Genomic DNA, 18,974 nt, shown 5'->3' with positions numbered 1-18,974 from the left:
CGACGATGATCTCCTGGCCTTCTGCAACCGCGAGTCGAGCGGGTGCGTCTATGCCGTCACTCTTGCGTGGCGGGGCGCATGAATGGGGCATTCGGGGAAGAGCAGGTACGTATGAGGGCATGTCGCACAGCGCCAAACGCGGTGGCGCACGCGTACAACCCTGACGGGGGGAAGCGTGTCCAACTGGCGTGGCAGAGGTTCTCGACATCACAGTGGTGGGCCCGTTGCGAGGCGCTTCCTTGCGTCCGCTCCGGAGGCCCCGCGCACCCGGCGGTATGCCGGTGATTGCGCCCATGCCCGCTGCGCGTTCGACTCGGCTGCCTTCGCAGCGCGAGGGCGCTGACGAGACGGTGGCAGCGGGGACCACGGTCGATCACCTCACCGAGACCTATCGCGCCCACTACCGTTCGCTGCTCGGCCTCGCGGCCCTGCTGCTGGACGACACCGCCTCCTGTGAGGACGTGGTGCAGGAGGCGTTCATCCGCGTGCACTCGGCGCGCAATCGGGTACGTGACCCGGAGAAGACGCTCGCGTACCTCCGCCAGACGGTGGTCAACCTCTCCCGCTCCGCACTGCGTCGCCGCATCCTCGGGCTGAAGCTGCTCTCCAAGCCGATGCCGGACATGGCGAGCGCGGAGGAGGGGGCGTACGACCAGCTGGAGCGGGACGCGCTGATCAAGGCGATGAAGGGGCTGCAGCGACGCCAGCGCGAGGTGCTGGTGCTGCGCTACTTCGCGGATATGACGGAGGCCCAGGTCGCGGAGACCCTGGGCATATCGCTGGGCTCGGTCAAGGCGTACGGATCCCGAGGCATCGCGGCGCTGCGCGTCGTGATGGAGGCGCAGGCATGAGTGGCCCCGAGCACAGGCGTGAGAACGACCGGACTGGAAACGGAATTGTGAACCACGGGTCGGAAAACACACCGAACGCCCCCTCGGACGGTGCCGAGTCCGCAGGCGGCCAGGCGCCGGAACCGGGACCGGAGTTCGAACCGGAACGGGACGAGGACCCGCAGCCCGTACTGCGGCCCGGCCTGGAACCCACCCTCGGCCCGGCCGGCCGTCAGGCCCGGAAGCCGGCGGAGAACGAAGCCGCCGCGGCGGATGCGAGCGTGCTGACCGGTCTCTTCGGCGCACAGCCGGGGAGCGGGACCGGCAGCGGTGACGCGGAAGGCGACCTCGACGAGGTCGCCCTGCGCCGCCTGTTGCGGGGAGCCGTCCAGGACCTCCAGCCCTCCAACGGCACCCTCGACCACCTGCACCGCGCGGTGCCCGCCCGGCGGGCGCGGCGGCGGCAGGCCGTCGTCGGGGCCGCCGCGGCGGCCCTGCTGATCGGCACCGCCGTACCCGCGTTCGTGCACGTCGCGACCTCGGACGGCAGCGCCGGCGTGAACTCCGCCATAGCCGGTCACGGCGAGGAGGCCCACGGGGGCAGCGGCTCGGAGGCGGGCGAGGAGCCCGGCACCGACGAGGACCCCGGGCCCGCCGACACGGTGACCGACGGCGGCAAGGGCGATCCGGGCAACTCCGCGTCCCCCTCGGCGGCCGGCGGCACCGCCCCCGATCCCAAGGTCATCGGCGGCGTCGCCGACACCCCGCGCTCCGAAGTGGCCGCCATGCCCAGCTGTGAGCCGAACCAGCTGGGTGTCGTCTCGGCCGAGTCGGGCGCGGCCGGTGCGGACGGCACGGTGTACGGCACCTTCCGGATCTCCAACGTGTCCGGCGACGACTGCTCGGTGAGCAGCGACGGCTCGGTGGGTGTGCAGGCGATGGGAGCGGCCGACCCGCTCAAGATCCAGGTCGTGCAGCACACCGCGGGGGACGCGGCGGCCGGGCTGCCCGATCCCTCGCTGGAGCCCGGCACGGTGATGCTGAAGCCGGCCATGGCGTACGAGGTGCGGTTCGCCTGGGTGCCCTCGGACACGTGCCCGACGGACGGCGCCTCGCCCAGCCCCACCCCGACGGACGGCGTCGGCGGCTCCACGGGCGAGGGCACGACCCCGACGGACACGGAGGCGCAGTTCGCCGACGAGGACGGCGGGATCGCGGACGGCAGCATCGCGGTGACGCACACCCCGGAGGTGGGTGCGCCGACGGCGGAGACGAAGATCGAAAATGCCTGTGCGGGCACGATCTACCGCACGGGAGTGCTCACCGCCTCTCCGTGAGCGTGATGTGAGAAGCGAGAACGAGAAGGGGGACGGCCCGCACCGGGCCGTCCCCCTTCTCACGTCTCCACAGCCCCGCCCCCGCGCCGGAGGCCGGTGCCTCAGTCGGCGTCGGCCGCGAGTCCCAGTTCCACGTCGCGTGCCGCCTCGGCCTCGCGCCGCAGCAGCCGGAACCACATGAAGAGCACGAAGCCGCCGAAGACGAACCACTCGCCGGTGTAGCCGAGGTTCTGGAACGCCTTCAGGTCGAGCCCGCTGCCCTGCGGCGCCTCCGCGGGCACCGGCTTCAGCGCACTCGCGCCGTTCGCGCCCTTCGCCGTGCCGCCCGCAGCGCCCGCCTCGGGCTCCTGCAGCGTGACCCAGGCGTCGTACACGTCGTACGGGACGAGGTTCACCAGCGACGCGGCGCTGATCATGCCGAGCTGGCCCTCGGGCAGTCCGCCCTCGGAGTGCACACCGTCGGTGCCCGCGTTCTCGGACGCCTGGAGATCACCGGTGACGGTGACGGTGCCGGAAGGTGCGGCGGGCACCTCGGTCCGTCCCGCGGTGCCGGGCAGCCAGCCGCGTACGACAGGCAGGGCCTTGCCGCTGTCGGTACGGAGCAGGTTGAGGACGTAGAAGCCGTTGCGGTCGTCCAGCTCGCGGCCGGGGACGAGGAACTGCTCGGCGTACGTCCCGGTGGCGGTCGCGGGGCTGCCGGACGTCACCTTGTCGACCGGCAGCAGGGAGTCGAGGGGCTTGGCGGCGCGCGTACTCGGATCGGGCCGCTTCTCGGCCTCCTCGTGCGACTGCACGCGGTCCTCGAAGCGGCCGAGCTGCCAGGTGCCCATGAACACGCAGAACGGGATGGCCAGCACGACGAAGAGGTTGATCCCCCACCATCGCGGGGTCAGCAGGAACCGGTACACCCCTCCACGGTACGGTCCCCGCTCCGCGGGTCCGGAGCGGGGGCCGTCCGTCGACGGTGCGGCGCGGCCACCGTCCCGTCCTCGAAGCCCGGACGGGCTCGACGTCACACCCGTCCGAGATGCCTGAGCGCGAAGTCGAGCTCCAGCCGGACCTGCTTGATCCGCTCCTCCACGACGAGCGATCCGTGGCCCGCGTCGTACCGGTACACCTCGTGCACCGCGTCGCGGGCCTTCAGCCGGTCCACGTAGTTCTCCACCTGACGGATGGGGCAGCGCGGATCGTTGACGCCGGCCGAGATGTAGACGGGGGCGCGCACCGCGTCGACGTACGTGAGCGGGGAGGACGCCTCGAAGCGCTCGGGCACCTCCTCCGGTGTGCCGCCCAGCAGCGTGCGGTCCATCGCCTTCAGGGCCTCCATCTCGTCGTGGTACGCCGTGACGTAGTCGGCGACGGGAACGGCGGCCAGCCCGAGCGCCCAGGCGTCCGGCTGCGTACCGAGACCGAGCAGCGTGAGGTAGCCGCCCCAGGAGCCGCCCGCCAGGACCAGCCGGGCCGGGTCGGCGAGACCGGACTTCACCGCCCAGTCGCGGACGGCCGCGATGTCCTCCAGCTCGATCAGCCCGACCCGGTGCTTGAGCGCGTCCGTCCAGGCGCGGCCGTATCCGGTGGACCCGCGGTAGTTGACCCGTACGACGGCGAAGCCGTGGTCCACCCAGGCGGCCGGACCGGACGCGAAGGCATCGCTGTCGTGCCAGGTCGGGCCGCCGTGGATCTCGAAGACGGTCGGGAACGGGCCGTCCCCGGTGGCGGGCCGCTGGACGAGGGCGTGGATCCGGCCGCCGGGTCCCTCCACCCACGCGTCCTCGACGGGCACCGAGGCCGGTGCCTTCGCGCCGGGCGGGTCGAGGACCACGGCGCCGGTCGTGGACCGGACGACGGGCGGCTGCGCGGCCGAGGACCAGAGGTACTCCACGGTGCCGTCCGGGCGGGCGGTCGCGCCCGACACCGTGCCGGCCGGCGTCTCCACCCGGACCAGCTCCTCCGTGGCGGGCTCGTAGCGCCACAGCTCGCTGCGGGCCTCGAAGCTGTGCTCGATCAGCAGCGCGGAGCCGTCCGGATACCACTCGGCGCCCACGTCGCCCGGGAGGTCGATCGGGAGGTGCGTCTCGGTGCCCGCGACCGGGTCCCAGATCATCGGCTCCCAGCGACCGCGGCGCTGGTGCCCGACGAGGAGCCTGGTGTCCCCGGCCACCGGGGCGAAGCCCAGCACGGCGAGGCCGAGCTCCTTCGTGCCGCCTTCGGTGTCGTCCAGCTCGGCGACCGTGGGGGCGCTTTCCCCGCCTTCGGCGCCGGTGCTGCCGTGCAGCCGCACCACTCGCAGCGCGGAGTGCATCGCGTCGCCGTGCTCGGTGTGCTCCAGAGCGACCAGCGTGCCGTCGTAGGAGAGGTCCCCGACCCCGGCGGACTCCCGGTGCCGGTAGATCTCCACGGGAGCGCCCGAGGGCCGTACGACGTGGACGGTCGTGCCCTCCTCGTCGGTGGACCGGCCGATCACCGCCGTGCCGTCGCGGCCGATGGCGAGGCCGGCCGGGTAGGAGGCTTCGAGCCCCTGGGCGGCGGGCTCGTCCTCGCCCTGGGCGCCGTCGAAGGGCTGGCGCATCCACACGCCGAACTCGTCACCGTCGGTATCGCTGAACCACCAGACCGCCGAGCCGTCGGGGGTCAGCAGTCCGTCGGTCGTCCCGTTGGGCCGGTCGGTCACCTGACGCTGCTGCCCGCTCGCCCGGTCCCATGCGTAGAGCTCGTACGTCCCGGTGGCGTTGGAGACGAAGAGCGAGCGGTCGGGCGCGTCCTCGGCCCAGTCGGGCAGGGACACGCGGGGCGCGCGGAAACGCTGCTCCCACTCCGGCGCGGACGAGGCGTTCTGTGTGTCGCTCATGCCACCATCCAACCCGATCGGGCGCCGCGACCGAGTGGCCTGTGGATAACTGTTCGCCGCGGTCCCCGGCCGGTGGGTAGCTTGCAGGCATGTATGCAGCGACTCCGGACGACTGGCACGACGCCAACCGCGCGCGGTGGGACGAGCGGGTGGCGATACACGCGGCGAGCGACTTCTACGACCTGGACGCGTTCCGCGCCGGGAAGGACGCGCTGCGCGACTTCGAGCTCGCGGAGGTCGGCGACGTCACCGGAAAGTCCCTCCTGCACCTCCAGTGCCACATCGGACTCGACACCCTGTCCTGGGCCCGGCACGGCGCCGCGCACGTGGTCGGCCTCGACTTCTCCGAGCCGGCCGTGGAGACCGCCCGCGGCCTCGCCCGCTCCCTCGGCCTCACGCCGGAGCGGGCCGCGTTCGTCGCCGCCGACGTGTACGACGCGGCGGAGGCCGTCCCCGACTCCTCGTACGACATCGTCTACACCGGCCTCGGCGCCCTGAACTGGCTTCCCGACATCGAGCGCTGGGCGGAGACCGCCGCCTCGCTCGTCGCGCCCGGCGGCTTCCTCTACCTCGCGGAGTTCCATCCGCTGACCGACGCGCTGGACGACGCGACGGGCTCCCGGATCACCTACGACTACTTCAGCCGCGAGGCATGGGTGGACGAAACCCCGGGCACGTACACCGACTTCGACGCTCCGACGATCCACAACCGGAGCGTCGAATGGCAGCATCCGATCGGTGAGGTCGTCTCGGCGCTGGCCGCTGCCGGGCTGCGGATCGAGCTGCTCCACGAGCACGACGCCTCGCTCTTCGCACGCTTCGGCGCGCTGGAGCGGCAGGGTGACGGCTACTACCGGTTCCCGGCGGACCGTCCCCGTATCCCGCTGATGTACTCGATCAAGGCGTCGCGCCGGACCGGCGGCTGATCACGGGGGTCACGGCGATGCGGCGGTGCCCCGGAGCGGACTCCGGGGCACCGCCGCATCCGTGGGGAACCCGTGGGGGTGGACTCCGCGTGCTACGCGGCCGAGCGGAAGGCCGGCAGATATCCGCCCGCCTGCCCCGTGGCCTTGGGGTGGTAGGAGTTGTAGACCGGAATCGACACGCTGTGGATCCAGGCGTCGCCGGAGCACAGCTCGTGCCCGGTGAACTCGTCCACCACGCTGGAGAAGGTGAATCCGGCATCGGCGGCCCGCTTGGCCATGACGCCGTTCAGGATGTCCGACGCCCTGTTGATCGCCCCGCGCTCGGTCTCGGTGAGCCCGGCGATGCAGCTTCCGGAGAGTTTGTAGAAGCGCGGGTAGCCCAGCACCACCACACGGGCCTGCGGGGCCCGCGAACGGATGTTGCCGTAGAGGGAGTCCAGGCGTCCCGGCAGCACGTTCTCCACCTGCGAGATCGCCGCGTTCACGCTGTTCACACAGGTGGCCTCGCTCGACAGGACGCAGTCCTGCATGACGGTCGCGAACCCGACATCATTGCCGCCGGCGGTGACGCTGACGAGCGCGGTCGACGAACTCAGCGCGCCCAGCTGGCTGCTGGCGACCGAACTCGTCGTCGCCCCCGAGCAGGCGACGAAGGCGAACGAGGACGGGGAGTTCGCGGCGGCCCAGAGGTACGGATAGGCGTTGGTGCTGCGCCGGCAGTCGCCGCTGTCGGAGAGGTAACTCCCGGCTCCGACACCGGAGGAGTAGGAGTCGCCGAGAGCGACGTAGCCACCGGCGGCTGCCGAGGCCGGAGTGGCGGCGCCCAGGGCGGCGACGGCGGCGAGGGCGAGGGTGGAGACGGATGCCCAGATTCTTCGTACTGACATGGCTGCCAGCCCTTCGAAGTGTGGGGGGTGAGTGGGGATTTGGTGGGGCGCCCCAGTTTCTAGCAGCTCCGAGTACTCGCCGGTAATGGCTGCGCAAGAAGTCGTCTGATATGCCCGAATGATCGTTCGGGACTCGTAGCTCCGCGCGTAGATAAACCTCGAAGACCCCCTGAAATAAAGGCTGTTGGGGCATCCCGTGCGGTAAATCATTTGAACGTCGGAGGCGGCGGTCAGTACGGTGCCCCGCCGGGCGGAGCGCATGGACGCGGCGCACGGAACATCCACGTACAGCCGGAGGAAGACCTGTATGACGGGCACGAAGATGCACGCCGACGAAGTCGACATCGATGCCCCGCTGGTCGGCAGGCTGATCGCGGCGCAGTTCCCCGCCTGGGCGCACCTGCCCGTCACGGCGGTCCGTTCCGCCGGCACGGACAACGCCATGTACCGGCTGGGCGACGACATGGCCGTACGGCTGCCGCGCGTTCCCCGCGCGGCCGGACAGGTCGCCAAGGAACAGCGCTGGCTGCCGCATCTCGCCCCGCATCTCCCGCTCGCCGTGCCGGTCCCGCTCGCGGTGGGGGAGCCGGGTGAGGGCTACGGCCTTCCCTGGTCGGTCTACCGATGGCTGGAGGGTGAGAACGCCGTCGACGAGCCCCTCACCGACCTTCCGCACGCGGCCGTGGAACTGGGCGGCTTCGTCGCGGCCCTGCGGTCGGTCGACGCCACCGGTGGACCGGCGTCGTTCCGCGGCGGGCCGCTGAGCGGTCGCGAGGAGCAGGTCCGCGCCGCGATCCGTGACCTCGGCGCGGACGGCACGGTCGACGGGGACGCCGCGACAGCGGCCTGGGAGGAATGCCTCGGGCTCCCGCAGTGGGAGGGCGAACCCGTCTGGCTCCACGGCGATCTCCTGCCGGGGAACGTGCTGGTTCGCGGGGGGAGGCTCACCGCCGTCATCGACTTCGGCGGACTGGGCACCGGAGATCCCGCCTGCGACACGATGGCCGCCTGGACCCTGCTGTCGCCGCCGACCCGCGGCCTGTTCCGCGAGTCGGTCGGGGTGGACGACGCGACGTGGGCGCGGGGGCGGGGCTGGGCGCTGTGCTTCGGCCTCATGGTGGAGCACTACTACCGCGTCACGAATCCCGTACTCGCGGCAATGGGCCGCCGCGCGATGTACGAGGCCCTCGACGACGTCCGCCGTGAGGGCTGAGGCGGCACAGACCCGGGGCTGTGACACCCCGCGCCCCCGCGCCGTAGGAGAAGCGTCAAGAGCGCCCCGCGATTCGTATGGGACCCGTTAACGGGAGCCGCGGCCCGCCTGAGAAGCGGTTTCCTCGGAATGTCCGAGAATCCGTTCTTCACTCAGGAGCTCACGATGGCCGACATGGCCTTCGTCGTCACCACGATCGCGGTCTTCGCGCTGGTGGCATTCATCGCCAGAGGGGTGGCGAAGCTGTGACTGCCGAGAACGTCGTCGGCCTCGTCGTGGCCGCCGTCCTGCTGGGCTACCTCGTGCTGGCCCTCATCAAGCCGGAGAGGTTCTGACTGTGACATCAGTCGCCGCCGCTCCGGGGGCCATGAGTCCTGTCCTCTCCGGATTGCTCCAGCTGCTCGCCCTGATCGCCGCGCTGGGCCTCGTGTACCGCCCGCTCGGCGACTACATGGCCCGCACCTACTCCTCCGACAAGCACCTGCGCGTCGAGAAGTGGATCTACAAGGCCATCGGGGCCGACCCCGCCTCCGAGATGCGCTGGCCCGCCTATCTGCGCGGTGTCCTCGCCTTCTCGGCGGTGAGCGTCCTCTTCCTCTACCTGATGCAGCGCGTGCAGGGCTCCCTGCCCGGCTCGCTCGGCTTCTCCTCGATCGACCCGGACCAGGCGTTCAACACCGCCGCCTCGTTCGTCGCGAACACCAACTGGCAGTCCTACTACGGCGAGCAGGCCATGGGCCACGTCGTGCAGACCGGCGGCCTGGCGGTGCAGAACTTCGTGTCCGCCGCCGTGGGCATGGCGGTCGCGGTCGCTCTCGTACGGGGCTTCGCCCGCGCCCGCACCGGTGAGCTGGGCAACTTCTGGTCCGACCTGGTGCGCGGCACCGTCCGCATCCTGCTCCCGATCTCCGTGATCGGCGCGATCGTGCTGGTGGCGTGCGGCGCGATCCAGAACTTCGCCGGGATCCACGAGGTCGGCCAGTTCACGGGCGGCACCCAGCAGTGGAACGGCGGCGCGGTCGCCTCGCAGGAGGCCATCAAGGAGCTCGGCACGAACGGTGGCGGCTACTTCAACGCCAACTCCGCCCACCCCTTCGAGAACCCCACCCCCCTCTCGAACCTCTTCGAGATCTTCCTGATCCTCGTCATCCCGTTCGCGCTGACCCGCACCTTCGGGCGCATGGTCGGAAGCGTCAGGCAGGGGTACGCGATCCTCGCGGCGATGGCCACGATCTGGATCGGCTTCAGTCTCCTGATGCTGTGGACCGAGTCCGCGCACAACGGACCGGCCTTCGACCTCGCGGGCGGCGCGATGGAGGGCAAGGAGACCCGCTTCGGGATCGCCGGCTCGTCGATCTTCGCGGTGGCCACCACCCTGACGTCCACCGGTGCGGTGAACTCCTTCCACTCCTCGTACACCGGCCTCGGCGGCGGCATCACGATGCTGGGCATGCAGCTCGGCGAGATCGCCCCCGGCGGGGTCGGTTCCGGCCTCTACGGCATGCTGATCATGGCGGTCATCGCGGTGTTCATCGCCGGTCTGATGGTCGGCAGGACCCCCGAGTACCTCGGCAAGAAGATCGGCACGCGGCAGATCAAGTTCGCCGCCTGCTACATCCTCGTCACCCCGGCGCTGGTCCTCTGCTTCACCGCCGCGGCGATGGCCCTGGACACCCCGTCCCACTCGATGACCAACTCCGGTGCGCACGGCTTCTCCGAGATCCTGTACGCGTACACCTCGGGCGCCAACAACAACGGCTCGGCCTTCGCCGGTCTGAACGCCGACACCCAGTGGTTCAACAGCACGATCGGCATCGCGATGCTGTTGGGCCGCTTCCTGCCCATGGTGTTCGTCCTCGCCCTGGCCGGCTCGCTGGCCGAGCAGACCCCGGTCCCCGAGACGGCGGGCACGCTGCGCACGCAGAAGCCGCTGTTCACGGGCCTCCTGGTCGGCACGATCCTGATCGTCGCCGGTCTGACCTACTTCCCGGCGCTCGCGCTGGGACCGCTCGCCGAAGGGCTCGCGTCATGAGCACCAGTACGCCGACCGTCACCCCCGATCTGGCGCCCCACCAGGACGCCCCCACCGGTCACAAGCCCGGGAGCGGCAAGGTGGGAGGGGGTCTGTTCGATCCCAGGATGCTGATCAAGGCACTCCCGGACGCGCTGCGCAAGCTCGACCCCCGGGTGATGATCAAGTCGCCGGTGATGTTCGTGGTGCTGATCGGGTCGGTGCTGACCACGGTCTTCGCGGTCAAGGACCCGACCGACTGGTTCGGCTGGGCGATCACCGCCTGGCTGTGGCTGACGACGGTCTTCGCGAACCTGGCCGAGGCCGTGGCCGAGGGCCGCGGCAAGGCGCAGGCCGACACGCTCCGCAAGGCGAAGACGGACACCGTCGCCCGCCGTCTCCTTGGCTCCGACGAGGAGCGGGTGCCCGGCACCGAGCTGCGCATCGGCGACCTCGTGGTCTGCGAGGCGGGCGACATCATCCCCGGTGACGGCGACGTCGTCGAGGGTGTCGCTTCGGTCGACGAGTCGGCGATCACGGGTGAATCGGCCCCGGTCATACGGGAGTCGGGCGGTGACCGCAGTGCCGTCACCGGCGGTACGAAGGTGCTGTCCGACCGGATCGTCGTCAAGATCACCACGAAACCCGGCGAGACCTTCATCGACCGGATGATCAACCTGGTCGAGGGTGCGGCCCGGCAGAAGACCCCCAACGAGATCGCGCTCAACATCCTGCTCGCGTCCCTCACGATCGTCTTCCTGCTCGCGGTCGTCACGCTGCAGCCGTTCGCCACGTACGCGGGCGCCGAGCAGTCGATGATCGTGCTGACCGCACTGCTGGTCTGCCTGATCCCCACGACCATCGGCGCGCTGCTCTCAGCGATCGGCATCGCGGGCATGGACCGCCTGGTCCAGCGCAACGTCCTGGCGATGTCCGGCCGCGCGGTGGAGGCGGCCGGCGACGTCTCCACCCTCCTCCTCGACAAGACCGGCACCATCACCCTCGGCAACCGTCAGGCATCGGAGTTCGTACCGGTCAGGGGCACCACGGAGGCCGAACTGGCCGACGCCGCCCAGCTCTCCTCCCTCGCGGACGAGACCCCCGAGGGCCGCTCGATCGTGGTCCTGGCCAAGGAGAAGTACGGACTGCGCGAACGCCACCAGGGCGAGCTGGAGCAGGCCGAGTGGGTGGCCTTCACCGCCCAGACCCGGATGTCGGGTGTGGACGTCGACGGGCGCAAGGTGCGCAAGGGCGCGACCGGTTCGGTCGTCGCCTGGGTCAGGGAGCGTGGCGGCAGTGTCTCCGCGGACACCCAGGCGCTGACCGACGGGATCTCCGAGGCCGGCGGAACGCCGCTGCTGGTGGCACTGGAGGACGCGGAGGGCGCACGGGTCCTGGGAGTCATCCACCTCAAGGACGTCGTGAAGGAGGGCATGCGCGAGCGGTTCGACGAACTGCGCCGCATGGGCATCAGGACGGTCATGATCACGGGCGACAACCCGCTGACCGCGAAGGCCATCGCCGAGGAGGCGGGAGTCGACGACTTCCTCGCCGAGGCGACGCCCGAGGACAAGATGGCCCTCATCAAGCGGGAGCAGGCGGGCGGCAAGCTCGTCGCGATGACCGGCGACGGTACGAACGACGCGCCGGCGCTGGCTCAGGCGGACGTCGGGGTGGCCATGAACACCGGCACCTCGGCCGCCAAGGAGGCCGGGAACATGGTGGACCTGGACTCCAACCCCACCAAGCTCATCGAGATCGTCGAGATCGGCAAGCAACTCCTCATCACCCGAGGCGCGTTGACGACCTTCTCGATCGCCAACGACGTCGCGAAGTACTTCGCGATCATCCCCGCGATGTTCGCGGTCGTCTATCCGGGCCTGGACAAGCTCAACATCATGGGCCTGTCCTCACCGGAGTCGGCGATCCTGTCCGCCGTCGTCTTCAACGCGCTGATCATCGTCGCGCTGGTGCCGCTCGCCCTCAAGGGCGTCCGGTACAAGCCCACCAGCGCGGACAAGATGCTCCGCCGCAACCTCGGGATCTACGGACTCGGCGGCCTGGTCGCCCCGTTCATCGGCATCAAAATCATCGACCTGCTCATCTCCACCATCCCCGGAATCGGCTGATCTGCGATGAACAACTCCCTTGGAAGCACGGCCCGGATGCTCGGCGCCGGTCTGCGCGCCCTGCTCGTCCTGACCCTGATCTGCGGGGTGGTCTACCCGCTCGCGGTCACCGGCGTCGCCCAGGCCCTGTTCAGCGACAAGGCCAACGGCTCCGAGATCACGTCCGGCGGCAGGGTCGTCGGTTCCTCCCTCATCGGGCAGCGCTACGACGTACCCCTGAAGGACGGGGAGGAGACGGCGGCCCCGGACCTCAGGTGGTTCCAGCCCCGCCCCTCCAACGTCCTCGGTACCAACGGCGTGAACACCCAGTACGCGCTGATCCTTTCCGGCGCGACCAACCGCTCGGGCGACAACCCGGAGCTGATCCAGTGGGTCAAGGACGCCAAGGCCGCCGTGGTCAAGGACAACTCGACCGCCGGCCACCCGGTGAATCCCTCCGACGTGCCGGCCGACGCCGTCACCTCCTCCGGCTCCGGCCTGGACCCGCACATCTCCCCCGAATACGCGAAGCTCCAGGTCAACCGCGTCGCCGAGAAGAACCACCTCGACGCCCGACGGGTCGCCGCACTCGTCGCCGCCCACACGGACGACCGCGTCCTCGGTTTCATCGGCGAGCCCCGGGTGAACGTGCTCCAGCTCAACGTCGCGCTCAGGGCTCTGACCGGACACTGACCACGGCCGTCGGTGCGGCAGACGGGCGGCCCCGGGCACTCCGGGGCCGCCCGTTCCCCGCCATCCCCGCTGTCCCCGCCTGGCCCGCTCGCGGCGCCCGCAGGGCCCGGCGCGGCTACGCTTGATGAGGCGGACGCAGACCCGGAACGTGCGCCGCAGGAAGGTGACTTCCATGAGACGGCGCCATCATTTCCACACCGACCACGCGGGCCACTCGGTGACCGTGACCGTTCAGACGGGCCACACCGTCGAGGTGGAGGTGCTGGTCGACGGCAAGGAGACCGGATTCGTCACCGCGCGCGGAGACGACCCGATCGCCGTGGGCATCGAACTGCCCACCGAACCGCCGGAGTCGGCCACCGTGCGCGTGAAGCCGGGCCCCGGCAGCCCCAGTTGCCTCCTTGAGGCACCGGACGCCGAACCCCGGCTGATGTCACCTCGCGCGTACTGACGGCCCCGACCGGCCCAGGTTCCGTACTGGATGCCGGTCGCGGACGGATTGCCACGGGGCCGCAGGTCGGTTGCCCGAGGGCCGCGGATCAGTTGTGGCCGAACTTCCGCTCCTTCTTGTGGGAAACGGTCTCCCCGATCGCACGCGCGGCGTCGGGAGTATCCCCCATCGGCTTCTGTTCCTTCGTCTCGGCGGTGGCACTGCGCTCATGGCCACCTGAACGAGCACCACGGTTCTGCCGGCTCTGTTTCTTGCCCACGATCACGCCTCCTGTCAGCGTCCCGAACGATGGGGCCCTTCCAGATTCGCATGTGCGTACGAAGGTCGCATGTCAGGCGTAACGGTCACGCACGAGAGATCGCCGGAGCGCAGGGGGTACAACCCTGTCCTTCGGATCTTGTCTTTCGGGCACGGCGATGGAGTGTTAGCTTGCCCACGCGATCACGCGGAGAGCGTCGCCCGGTGCGGGCTGCTGACCGCAACATCGCGCGTCCAGGGGGACTTCGGTGGGTCGTCGAGCTGCTCCGCGGCAGCTCCGTGCTGCCCTGCCGGAGAGCATCGAGGCGTACCGGGCGGAATGCGGGTGCGACCCGCAGATGCAGAATCCCTGACGTGTGACCGACTTCCTGCCCGACGGGTTCAAAGGCGTGTGAACATGCATATTCTTTTGCTCCACCCGGTTGCGCAATGGTCGCTGAACCGCGTTGCGGAAATCTGCAAACGCGAGGGCTGGCGGCTGACGATCGTGACGATTGAGCGTTCCACGGTCGGGGACAACACCGCCGGATTGCACGAATGGATTCGGGTGCCGGCGCTGTCGGAATCCCCTCGGGAACTACTTTCTCAAATCGGTTCACGGAGGTTCGATGCAGTGGCCGCGGGCAACGAATTCGCGGTGATTGCGGCAGACGTCCTGGCAAAAGAATTGGGTCTGTATCACAACGACGTCATCAACATACGGGCCTCCCGGAACAAGTCGCTCATGCGGGAAGCCTTCGCCCGGTACGGCGTACCCCAACCGCGGGTGCTCGCCAGGCTTTCCTCGCTGGAGGAAAGCCGCGCGTTCGACTGGGGGAGCGTCACCTTCCCGGTGGTCGTGAAGCCGTTGGACATGGCCATGAGCCTGTTCGTGCGCACGTGCGACTCGCAGGACGAGGTCGAGGCCGCGCTGGCGAAGATGTTCGCTTTCAGGAAGGCGCGGCTCACCAACTACGAATTCACCGTGGGAGCTCTCGTCGAAGAGTTCGCGGAAGGGCCGGAGTTCAGTCTTGAATGCGTCGTGCAGGATGAAAGCATCCTCGCGCATGCATTGACACAGAAGTTCGTGTCATCGCTTCCGGGATGTCATGAGGTCGGCCATATTTCCGGCAGCGACCTGCCGGCACAGCACCGGCAAGGGCTGTTGGAGACGGCCGAGCGCATCGCGTCGAGCTGGGGCATGGTGCGGGGGGTGATGCACATGGAATTCAAGATGAATCCCGAGCGGATCAGCATCATCGAGGCCGCTGCTCGCCCCGTCGGCGGCCATGTGACGGAGATCGTCGAACTGCAGCACGGGCTGCGCCTGGAGGAGGCGTACCTCTACGCCAGGGCCGGCCTCGACTGGAAGGTCCCCGTGAACGAACCGCGGGGAATCTGGCACGGGATTCGATTCCACTTCGACGAGCGCTCCGAAGCGGCCCGGCCGGCGGGAGTCGATGTAGTGCGAGCCGTCCACGACGGCGAACATCTCGTTTCCGGAGCGGAACCCTTCTCGGGGAACCGGCGTACCGGTTATTCCGTATTGCGGAGCGAGTCGTTGAGGGATCTGGACACCTATATACGGACTCTGTAGGCATTGGCTCGCCCCTGTGTTCCCCGAGTGAAAGGATGTGCTGGGCATGGAAGCCCCGAGACAGGTCGTTGTCCTGGGCAGTAGTCCTGGACTCTGTGACCGCCTGCGTTTGTCCGGTGCGGAGATCACGCTGGTCGAAACACCGGCACGGTACGACCAGGCGTTGAATTCGGTTGTCAGGCGCACTGTGCTGACCGAATACGATGATCCGTCGCTGATCCCGCTGGTGCAGGCGATCCACCGTGACAGCCCGTTCAGTGCGGTGCTTTCACTTACGGAGCAGGGATTGATGCCTGCTGCGCGGATCGCCGAGGCCCTCGGGATTCCTGGTCTGTCGCCAGAAGTGGTCGCACGCACACGGGACAAGCTCGCCATGCGGACCTGGTTGCGGGACAAGGGGTTCTCCACTGTTCCCTGTGAGGTCGTGCGGGACGTCGCAGACATCCACAACTTCGCGGCCAGGCACGGATACCCGGTGATGGTGAAGCCGCGACACGGCCAGGGAAGCGAGAACGTCTCATGCTTCCGGAAGGCCGACGAGGTGGTCCTGCCGCCCACGACCACCGACGAGTACATTGCCGAGCCGTTCCTCCCGGGCCGGGAATTCTCGGTCGAGGGCTTCAGCTGTGCCGGTGATCACCACGTGGTGGCGATCACGGGGAAGTTCACGCACGACGACGACCCGGCGAACCCCTTCGTGGAGGTGGGTCATGTCGTCCCCGCGCAGGTCGAACCGGAGGTCGCGGCAGCGATCAAGGAGTACGTCTCGGATTTCCTCGACGTCATGGGAATGACCGATGGCTGCAGCCATACGGAGCTGCGCCTGACGCCTTCGGGCCCGGAGGTCATCGAGACGCACACCCGTGTCGGCGGAGACTCGATTCCCGTGCTCGTCAGGCAAGCCACCGGATGCGACCTGCTCGACCTTGTGGTCCAGTGGGCCATCGACCGGACCAGGCCGCAGGAGACGGCACCGGTGAATCCTGGTGCCGCTGCCATCCGCTTCTTCACACCGCCACCGGGAAGGGTCGCCGACATCACGGGGCTACAGCGGTGGCAAGGTCTTCCGGGCGTCCTGAAGGTGCACCTGCCCGTGAAGATCGGAGACAGGATCCACGCAATCCGCAACTCCCGCACGCGGGTTGGCTATGTGCTGGCCACAGCGCCGACCGCTGCGCAGGCGATCGACATATGCCGGAAGGTCACCTCGGGAGTTCGGATCGATGTCAGTGAGTGAGAGGTGGCCGGCCGGTGAGGGCCATGCGGCCTCGTGGCGCGGTGACGCCCCGCCGATGGCTCGCATCGATCGCTCACACGTCAAGTGACCACCTATCGCGCGATATTCGGCATCCGTGAGTTCCGAGTCCTCTTCGTGGTACGCCTGTTCGCGATGCTGGGCGTCGTAGCCTCCGGCCTGGCGCTCGGCACGGTGATGTACCGCGAGACGAGGTCACCCTTCCTGACCGCGATCTCCCTCTTCGGGGGCCCGCTGGTGCAGCTCGTCACCGCGCGCTACCTGCTGGCCTCCTCGGATCTGCTGCGCCCCCGCACTGCCGTGATCTTCATGGCGGGCATTGCGGCGCTGACGGCCACGTTGCAGATGCTCCCTGACCTGACCTGGTGGATGCGCTTCCTGATCCTCGCCGGCGGGTACGTGGCGTTGGCCGCCACGTCGGGCACAGTCGTCGCTCTGTTGTCGGACATCGTGCCGAAGGACGCGTATGTGCTGGCCCGTGCCACGATGAACATCACCGTCGGTGGAATGCAGATCGTTGGCAATGCCACCGGCGCTCTGCTGCTCGCCGTGGTGTCGCCGACCTGGCTGTTCGGGCTCGCCGCCCTGGTGAGCGCCACCGCAGGCATCGCAGCGAGGATCGGGCTCGCCGACCGTCCGCCACGAGCGGAGGGGAAGGTTGTCGAACGCAGCCGCCGTATCAACCGCGAACTTCTCACCTCGCCCGTCGTCCGGCCTCTCTACCTGATGATGTGGGTGCCCAACGGGCTGGTCGTGGGGTGCGAGGCGTTGTTCATCCCGTACTCCACCGGCCATGCCGGATACCTGCTGGCAGCCGGCGCGGTCGGCATGCTCCTGGGCGACATCGTGATGGGACGATTCGTCCCCGAAGGTCTGCGCGACAGGCTGATCGTGCCGCTGCGCGTGCTGCTGGCGGTGCCGTTCCTGGCGTTCCCCCTGTCGCTGTCAGCGCCGGTCGAGGCGACGCTGGTCGGGGTCTCCGCCTTCGGCTTCTCGGCATCGTTGCCGTTGCAGGAGCGGCTGGTGCGGCATACCCATGAAAGCGTGCGGGGTCAGGCGTTCGGCCTCTCCGGAACCGGTGTGATGGCGGGCCAGGCGCTGGGTGCGCTGTTGGCCGGTGGCATCGCCCAGTGGTTCGGTGGTGGGCGCTCGGTGGGCTGGGCGATGGCCATGATGGCTGTGCTCTCGCTGCTGGTCACCGCGCTGCTGCGCGATGCCCTGCCCGGTCGGGCGGCCGAGAGCCCTGTCGGCAGCGGCTGCCGGCAGTCCGTCGAACGGCGTGGTGGAGCCCAAGGCCAGGACTCGCGGTGACCGCTTTCCAGGAACGGTGGGCGACGACCCCGTTCATGGCGTTCCACCGCGCCGGTATCCGGCCCACAACCGTCCGCCGGCCTGGTCCAGCACCTCGTCCACGACTGCCGCGAGGGGCTCGGTCCGCCCCGCCGACAGGTGACGTACGCCCTCGTGCAGGCGCATGCCGAGCCCCGGCGCCGTGGTCTCGAGACGGCGTGCCAGCCACTTTCCGCTCCCGTTCCACGATCCGCCGACTATCAGAGCCAACTCACCGGTCCGGCGGACCAGTTCGGTAGCAATGAACAACCGCTCACCTTGGTCGGTGCTTCCCGCCAGGTCGTCCAGGAGGTCGGTGATCGCGTAACGGCGGTCGTCGATCCCTTCGGCCGGCACCGGGGGCGGCCCAGCGGCGGTCAGCTTCCGGGCTTCAGCGGCGAGCTGCGCCCCCACCCCATCGGTGTCGAGGAGCAGCAGCCCGTCGGCACACATCCGGAGCAGCGGTGAGCGGCGCTCGCGCACTTCCCGCTCGACGTACGCGTGCCAGGTCTCTTCGGTGTGTACGAACATCTCCACCGGCCACGCGCCGTACCGGAGGCTCGACCGGTACGGGGCCGGGGATCCGTGGAGGAGCACCACGATGTCGAGGTCCGACAACGGCGTGCGGCGGTCCGTCAGGACGCTGCCTCCCAGGAACGCGGCCCGAGCGGCAGGGTGGTGTTCGTCTACAACGGCACGCGCGGCGTCAATCGCTTCCATGCAGCAACTATCAGCACTCTGCCGTCCGTGCGCACGGGGTTTCTTCGGGGATGCGGCCGTGCGCCGGCTCGGATCACCGGGCGGAGACCTTGTGGACGGTGGTGTCGTCGGGGTCCAGTCGTCGCCCGTCCGCGGACAGCACTTCCAGTGGCCGGAGGCGACGTTCCTGCCGACGGTCGACCAACTGCGAGTGAGGTTCCCCGGGTTCGAAGAAGTTCTGTTCGCCCCACTGCCGCAGCGCCACGATGACGGGGAAGAGTGCCTTGCCCTTCGGAGTCAGTACGTACTCGCGGTAGGCGCTGCCGTCCGAGGCGGGGACGGATTCGAGAACCCCGCCGGCGACCAGGGTGCGCAGGCGCGCGGTGAGGATGTTCTTCGCCACGCCGAGGCTGCGCTGGAACTCCCCGAAGCGCCGGCTCCCGTCGAAGGCGTCCCGCACGATCAGCAGGGACCACCAGTCGCCGATCGCGTCCACCGACCGGGCGACGGGACATTCGCTGTCGTTGAAGCGCGTCCTGGTCACCATGCCATC

Annotated in this window: 18 protein-coding genes; 12 read left to right on the top strand and 6 right to left on the bottom strand. The window is 69.3% G+C overall.

Annotated features, from left to right (window positions below; genetic code table 11):
• Positions 1–275 precede the first annotated feature (275 nt).
• Together OG230_RS16510 and OG230_RS16505 are read left to right on the top strand one after the other, a co-directional pair.
• Positions 276–851, top strand: coding sequence for a SigE family RNA polymerase sigma factor (locus tag OG230_RS16510; protein WP_328910981.1), 576 nt, complete (start codon positions 276–278; stop codon positions 849–851).
• Positions 848–2,167: a hypothetical protein gene (locus OG230_RS16505; protein ID WP_328910980.1), complete on the top strand. Its 1,320-nt coding sequence runs from the start codon at positions 848–850 to the stop codon at positions 2,165–2,167. The genes OG230_RS16510 and OG230_RS16505 overlap by 4 nt, the downstream gene beginning before the upstream one ends.
• Before the next feature lie 101 nt (positions 2,168–2,268).
• On the opposite strand, the gene OG230_RS16500 is transcribed toward OG230_RS16505, so the two are convergent.
• Together OG230_RS16500 and OG230_RS16495 are read right to left on the bottom strand one after the other, a co-directional pair.
• The gene (locus OG230_RS16500; protein ID WP_328910979.1) at positions 2,269–3,075 is read right to left on the bottom strand and encodes an SURF1 family protein; all 807 of its coding nucleotides are present in this window, start codon (positions 3,073–3,075) and stop codon (positions 2,269–2,271) included.
• Positions 3,076–3,179: 104 nt separating this feature from the next.
• Positions 3,180–5,015, bottom strand: a complete 1,836-nt coding sequence (locus OG230_RS16495; RefSeq protein WP_328910978.1) for a S9 family peptidase — start codon at positions 5,013–5,015, stop codon at positions 3,180–3,182.
• An 89-nt stretch (positions 5,016–5,104) separates the two neighbouring features.
• On the opposite strand from OG230_RS16495, the gene OG230_RS16490 reads away from it, so the two are divergent.
• A complete protein-coding gene (locus tag OG230_RS16490) occupies positions 5,105–5,941 on the top strand; it encodes a class I SAM-dependent methyltransferase (protein ID WP_328910977.1) in 837 nt (278 codons plus the stop codon).
• 92 nt (positions 5,942–6,033) lie between these two features.
• Here the strand turns inward: OG230_RS16490 and OG230_RS16485 are convergent, their stop codons facing one another.
• Positions 6,034–6,828: an SGNH/GDSL hydrolase family protein gene (locus OG230_RS16485; protein WP_328910976.1), complete on the bottom strand. Its 795-nt coding sequence runs from the start codon at positions 6,826–6,828 to the stop codon at positions 6,034–6,036.
• A gap of 307 nt (positions 6,829–7,135) precedes the next feature.
• Here OG230_RS16485 and OG230_RS16480 point away from each other — a divergent pair, with 307 nt between their 5' ends.
• The 6 genes from OG230_RS16480 to OG230_RS16455 all read left to right on the top strand — a co-directional run bounded on the left by OG230_RS16480 (position 7,136) and on the right by OG230_RS16455 (position 13,304).
• Positions 7,136–8,041: an aminoglycoside phosphotransferase family protein gene (locus OG230_RS16480; protein WP_328910975.1), complete on the top strand. Its 906-nt coding sequence runs from the start codon at positions 7,136–7,138 to the stop codon at positions 8,039–8,041.
• A 245-nt stretch (positions 8,042–8,286) separates the two neighbouring features.
• A complete protein-coding gene (gene kdpF, locus OG230_RS16475; RefSeq protein WP_328907220.1) occupies positions 8,287–8,376 on the top strand; it encodes a K(+)-transporting ATPase subunit F in 90 nt (29 codons plus the stop codon).
• Positions 8,377–8,408: 32 nt separating this feature from the next.
• Positions 8,409–10,073 (top strand): potassium-transporting ATPase subunit KdpA, encoded by a 1,665-nt coding sequence (gene kdpA / locus OG230_RS16470; RefSeq protein WP_328907221.1) that lies wholly within the window; start codon positions 8,409–8,411, stop codon positions 10,071–10,073.
• On the top strand, positions 10,070–12,181 hold the full coding sequence (kdpB, locus tag OG230_RS16465; RefSeq protein WP_328910974.1) for a potassium-transporting ATPase subunit KdpB: 2,112 nt from the start codon (positions 10,070–10,072) through the stop codon (positions 12,179–12,181). Before kdpA ends, kdpB begins: the two co-directional genes overlap by 4 nt.
• A gap of 6 nt (positions 12,182–12,187) precedes the next feature.
• Positions 12,188–12,853: a potassium-transporting ATPase subunit C gene (locus OG230_RS16460; RefSeq protein WP_328910973.1), complete on the top strand. Its 666-nt coding sequence runs from the start codon at positions 12,188–12,190 to the stop codon at positions 12,851–12,853.
• A 172-nt stretch (positions 12,854–13,025) separates the two neighbouring features.
• Positions 13,026–13,304 carry a hypothetical protein gene (locus tag OG230_RS16455; RefSeq protein ID WP_328910972.1) on the top strand — a complete coding sequence of 93 codons (279 nt, stop codon included), beginning with the start codon at positions 13,026–13,028 and terminating at the stop codon, positions 13,302–13,304.
• Between the two features lie 88 nt (positions 13,305–13,392).
• Here the strand turns inward: OG230_RS16455 and OG230_RS16450 are convergent, their stop codons facing one another.
• Positions 13,393–13,563, bottom strand: coding sequence for a hypothetical protein (locus OG230_RS16450; RefSeq protein ID WP_328910971.1), 171 nt, complete (start codon positions 13,561–13,563; stop codon positions 13,393–13,395).
• Between the two features lie 396 nt (positions 13,564–13,959).
• Here OG230_RS16450 and OG230_RS16445 point away from each other — a divergent pair, with 396 nt between their 5' ends.
• From OG230_RS16445 to OG230_RS16435, 3 genes are all read left to right on the top strand, one after another.
• The gene (locus OG230_RS16445; protein ID WP_328910970.1) at positions 13,960–15,138 is read left to right on the top strand and encodes an ATP-grasp domain-containing protein; all 1,179 of its coding nucleotides are present in this window, start codon (positions 13,960–13,962) and stop codon (positions 15,136–15,138) included.
• A 46-nt stretch (positions 15,139–15,184) separates the two neighbouring features.
• The gene (locus OG230_RS16440) at positions 15,185–16,375 is read left to right on the top strand and encodes an ATP-grasp domain-containing protein (RefSeq protein WP_328910969.1); all 1,191 of its coding nucleotides are present in this window, start codon (positions 15,185–15,187) and stop codon (positions 16,373–16,375) included.
• 84 nt (positions 16,376–16,459) lie between these two features.
• Positions 16,460–17,704 (top strand): MFS transporter, encoded by a 1,245-nt coding sequence (locus tag OG230_RS16435; protein WP_328910968.1) that lies wholly within the window; start codon positions 16,460–16,462, stop codon positions 17,702–17,704.
• Positions 17,705–17,737: 33 nt separating this feature from the next.
• Here the strand turns inward: OG230_RS16435 and OG230_RS16430 are convergent, their stop codons facing one another.
• A complete protein-coding gene (locus OG230_RS16430) occupies positions 17,738–18,442 on the bottom strand; it encodes a nucleotidyltransferase domain-containing protein (RefSeq protein ID WP_328910967.1) in 705 nt (234 codons plus the stop codon).
• Positions 18,443–18,515: 73 nt separating this feature from the next.
• Positions 18,516–18,968, bottom strand: coding sequence for a winged helix-turn-helix transcriptional regulator (locus OG230_RS16425; protein WP_328910966.1), 453 nt, complete (start codon positions 18,966–18,968; stop codon positions 18,516–18,518).
• Between the last annotated feature and the right edge of the window lie 6 nt (positions 18,969–18,974).

The organism is Streptomyces sp. NBC_00234 (assembly GCF_036195325.1).
In the GTDB taxonomy this organism is placed as follows: Bacteria; Actinomycetota; Actinomycetes; order Streptomycetales; family Streptomycetaceae; genus Streptomyces.
This window is presented reverse-complemented; position numbering and strand designations above follow the sequence as displayed.

Bases quoted from the DNA above. Each gene is read 5' to 3' on its own strand.
- OG230_RS16510 (WP_328910981.1), top strand. From the start codon at position 276: ATGCCGGTGATTGCGCCCATGCCCGCTGCGCGTTCGACTCGGCTGCCT.
- OG230_RS16505 (WP_328910980.1), top strand. From the start codon at position 848: ATGAGTGGCCCCGAGCACAGGCGTGAGAACGACCGGACTGGAAACGGA.
- OG230_RS16495 (WP_328910978.1), bottom strand. From the start codon at position 5,015: ATGAGCGACACACAGAACGCCTCGTCCGCGCCGGAGTGGGAGCAGCGT.
- OG230_RS16490 (WP_328910977.1), top strand. From the start codon at position 5,105: ATGTATGCAGCGACTCCGGACGACTGGCACGACGCCAACCGCGCGCGG.
- OG230_RS16485 (WP_328910976.1), bottom strand. From the start codon at position 6,828: ATGTCAGTACGAAGAATCTGGGCATCCGTCTCCACCCTCGCCCTCGCC.
- OG230_RS16480 (WP_328910975.1), top strand. From the start codon at position 7,136: ATGACGGGCACGAAGATGCACGCCGACGAAGTCGACATCGATGCCCCG.
- kdpA (WP_328907221.1), top strand. From the start codon at position 8,409: ATGAGTCCTGTCCTCTCCGGATTGCTCCAGCTGCTCGCCCTGATCGCC.
- kdpB (WP_328910974.1), top strand. From the start codon at position 10,070: ATGAGCACCAGTACGCCGACCGTCACCCCCGATCTGGCGCCCCACCAG.
- OG230_RS16460 (WP_328910973.1), top strand. From the start codon at position 12,188: ATGAACAACTCCCTTGGAAGCACGGCCCGGATGCTCGGCGCCGGTCTG.
- OG230_RS16455 (WP_328910972.1), top strand. From the start codon at position 13,026: ATGAGACGGCGCCATCATTTCCACACCGACCACGCGGGCCACTCGGTG.
- OG230_RS16445 (WP_328910970.1), top strand. From the start codon at position 13,960: ATGCATATTCTTTTGCTCCACCCGGTTGCGCAATGGTCGCTGAACCGC.
- OG230_RS16440 (WP_328910969.1), top strand. From the start codon at position 15,185: ATGGAAGCCCCGAGACAGGTCGTTGTCCTGGGCAGTAGTCCTGGACTC.
- OG230_RS16430 (WP_328910967.1), bottom strand. From the start codon at position 18,442: ATGGAAGCGATTGACGCCGCGCGTGCCGTTGTAGACGAACACCACCCT.
- OG230_RS16425 (WP_328910966.1), bottom strand. From the start codon at position 18,968: ATGGTGACCAGGACGCGCTTCAACGACAGCGAATGTCCCGTCGCCCGG.